This is a genomic window from Paraburkholderia sp. UYCP14C, assembly GCF_004197395.1.
In the GTDB taxonomy this organism is placed as follows: Bacteria; Pseudomonadota; Gammaproteobacteria; order Burkholderiales; family Burkholderiaceae; genus Paraburkholderia.
This window is the reverse complement of record NZ_SELS01000185.1, coordinates 1-3,268: the sequence shown is the minus strand read 5'-3', so window position 1 is coordinate 3,268 and position 3,268 is coordinate 1. Positions and strand designations below refer to the sequence as shown.

The 3,268-nt window shown below is 55.5% G+C and carries 2 protein-coding genes and 1 pseudogene; all 3 read left to right on the top strand.

Annotation, left to right across the window (positions count from 1 at the left end):
- Positions 1-233: hypothetical protein (locus EVC45_RS46400; protein WP_211193594.1), on the top strand; the 233-nt coding region annotated here is incomplete at its 5' end.
- Positions 234-1,458: 1,225 nt separating this feature from the next.
- Positions 1,459-1,692 (top strand): annotated as a pseudogene (locus EVC45_RS48155) (transposase); the annotation flags it as partial.
- Between the two features lie 315 nt (positions 1,693-2,007).
- Positions 2,008-2,415, top strand: coding sequence for a hypothetical protein (locus tag EVC45_RS47470; RefSeq protein WP_248295530.1), 408 nt, complete (start codon positions 2,008-2,010; stop codon positions 2,413-2,415).
- Positions 2,416-3,268: the final 853 nt, after the last annotated feature.

Below are 3,268 nucleotides of genomic sequence, written 5' to 3'. Positions count from 1 at the left end.
ACTCGATGCCGGCATTATCTCAGACCCGCAACACAACCATCAGGCCCTATCTGCTGAAGACCCTGCCGAACAAAGTCCATCTGAAGCGGTCATGCAATGGAATTCGCCGTCAACGTCCCGGGCTCAAATCGCCCGGGGCTCAATTCTGCAGCCTATCCTTCTCTTTCATTTTGCTTCTCTGCCCTGCAGCTGCAGTCTGTTCGGTCATCGACGACATTCGTTCGCGAATCTAACTTACGAATGGGGTACTCGGCGAGAATCAGATCACGCCGCTTTGGCAACAATCCGACATATCTCGTCGTGAGTTGGACAAAAAGGACAGCCTCCTTCAAAGTTTATCGTCAAGTCGGTTGCTTTCCGTGGTTTCACGCGGGGCGACTATAAGGCATATAGATTGCTTTTCTTTTCGCCAAGCATGGTCAACTTTCCGTCACATTCGCGTGAGCGGAGTGCGCTGATTTCTAAGCCAAAACGAAATCATACTGCGATTCAACGACGCAGAGGAGAGTAGTTGCCGAACGGCACCCAAAGAAAGGTCAACCGACCGTTTTGGGGCACGATTATGGTGAAGCAAAAACAGTAGACTCACGATAGGGCTGGCTTGCGGTGTGGCATCATATGCGGGAGACCAATGCTGCCCCGAGCCGCACAGTTGGACAGCCTCCCTCGGTGTGAACAGGACTCGATATAGCTAATAAGCGGGTGGCTCGGGTGAAATAGAATTGTTTGATAGAGGCAGGACAACGCGGACCAACATCTCGCTGGGAAAAAGCGTCACGTACCAGTCGTCTATGAAGCGGGGCCGTGGGCTAGCAAATCGGATCACATGCGTTGCGTAGTTCGTTCGCGTGGAATCGCGAGTCGGACAAGCTGCCTTCAGGAAAGATTTCCTCCAGCGGTTAGGCTGAATTCAATGAGCTACTCGGTAGCTGCATTGCATTGCATCGCACCGACATCATGCGGCACAGGAGTGCATCGTTAGCAGACTGATGCCAAAGATGAACACCTTACGCCATCGGACGATCGCAATCACCGCAATGTTTTCTCCTTGCCGCACGCGGCGAGTTTACGATAGGGTCGGCACAGTTGAAACTTCGTGGTCACTCACGGTCGCTGGGCTTGGAAAGGCCGCTAGCTCGCCTGGATGCACGAAGAGCGAGAGAGATCTCTAACTCGGCGAGCATGCTCCCGGCAGTAGATATTCTCCGCGATGGGTACGACAGATCTGCATTATGAGATGAACGCAGGCTCACTCGTACGAAGGAACCGCAGATCGGTACACCGCAGCGTGCGGCCGAGCATAACCGACACAAGTCACTCTTCTGCAAACAAGCTGTTAACTATTGGAGATTCACTGACCAAGTGTTTCACCATCGTGACTTTTATATGGTGAGAAATTCGACATGGTCTAGGGAAGGACAGGCCCCAACGGGTGCGTTGAAGCACGCGGAGATTTGAATGCCTTTTCAAGAGCTAACAGATGAGGAATGGGCGCAATTGTCGACGCTTTTGTCATACTCGTCAGACAGCGGCGTGTTTCGACGCGGACGGCCCTGCACCCCAGCCCGCACGATCGCCAATGCCGTCCTGTGGCTTCTGTCAACTTGTCAGCCTTGGTCGAAGCTTCCCCCTTACTATCCTTCTCAGCCTACTTGCCGGCGGCGTTTTACGGAGTGGCAAACCAATGGTGCGTTGGCCGAGATGATACGGCTGCTGACACTCAGCGGCCGGAGTCTATCCTATGTGCCTGAGCCGCCGGGCGCCGCAGTAAGACCAGCACAGTCAGGAGTAGCGCACAAGCCGCGGGAAACATTGGAACAGTCCGTCTTCTGGAGTAGTCCTGAAACGTGGCAACGTGACGCAAAGCAAGAAGACGATACGCTCCCATTGTGTTCACTTGAACCTTTGGCACGCATTACGCATCAGCTGACTCCCCCTCCCGCCGTTGAAGCCTGTAACACCACCTCCTTAACCAAATCCGCTTCGGCGTGCCCGCCGTTATCCTCCTTGGAAAAGTACAACTTTCATAGTCGACTAGACCAGACTCTTAACCGCGAGAGCAAAGACTGCAGACCACTCCTTGCCGGAGGGGATACCAAGACCAGCCAGACACATAAGGGCCTGGATCCCAACAGCCGGCAGCAGATGCCGCTGTGGATGAGTTGCGGGAGGCCGCGAGGCCTGCATGTGATTGGACCTAGTGGCTACGTTATCTACGTTGTCGCAGAACTGGTGCGGAAGCGTGAATATCGCGCGAGTATTGAAATCGCCAAGAACGGCGAGCGCATTGAGCGCTCCGGCCTGATCGGACCATCTTTCGCGGATGCAGACACCGCGCATCAATTCGCGCTTGAACGGGCACGCGAATGGATCGATCAAAGCCAGCCGGATGCCACCCTCGGGCGGCGAAACTAGGATTGGTCTGCGCCTTGATTTCGGGGCTCTTCCGGTATTCCAGTGGACCGAGTGCGCCGAGCGAGGCCTTGACCCGCATTGCCGATTTTCCTCCATGACTTCTCGGCCGCGTCCCAACCAGCATGAGCACCACTTTGCGCCATGACTCTCAGTGACCTCGGAGAGAAATTCCGCCAGCCGGCGCAGGGTATCGCGAAAGGGCTGCTTACCCAGATCCCGCCATCGACCGGAAAATACCCCTTGAACAGCATCGCGTTGATTACCTTGTGCTCCAATACAGCATGCCGGCGGCCGGTCGCTAGCGCAGTGCGGAAGTAATGGCCACCTCATGCAGGAACGTCAATCGGCAACGGCCGCGCAGACCCCATCCGGATGAAGCCGCCGTGGCGTCGTACAGGTGCAATTGGCATCGGTCCGAACGGCATCACGCTGCCACGAAAGACGCCCAAGATTCTCGACAACACCGATCCGAAGACTCTCCCGTTCCAGCATTGACTCTCTCAATGTGCAGTTCTACCTATTGGTTACGGAACCATCGCGCCGGGCTTCAAATCGTTGGCATAGACAATGCGCATCAGTTCGTCCAAGCCGTGAGCCGTGGTTTCCAAGCGTTCAATGATCCCTATGCGGACCGGCCCCGAGCGCAGACTAGCGGGTCTACCACATTTCGCTGATAGCGGATGCGTGCCTCGCTGGCGAAGACACAGATCGCGATGGAATGCTGCAGCTCGATGTTGCTCTGACCACGAGTCCCGCCAATGCGTGGGCGTGGGACTTACTAACCAGTGCATAAGTAAGCGAACATAAATCGACTCCATGGTCTAAGCTTAAAGGGGCTTGGGGAGGGGCATGA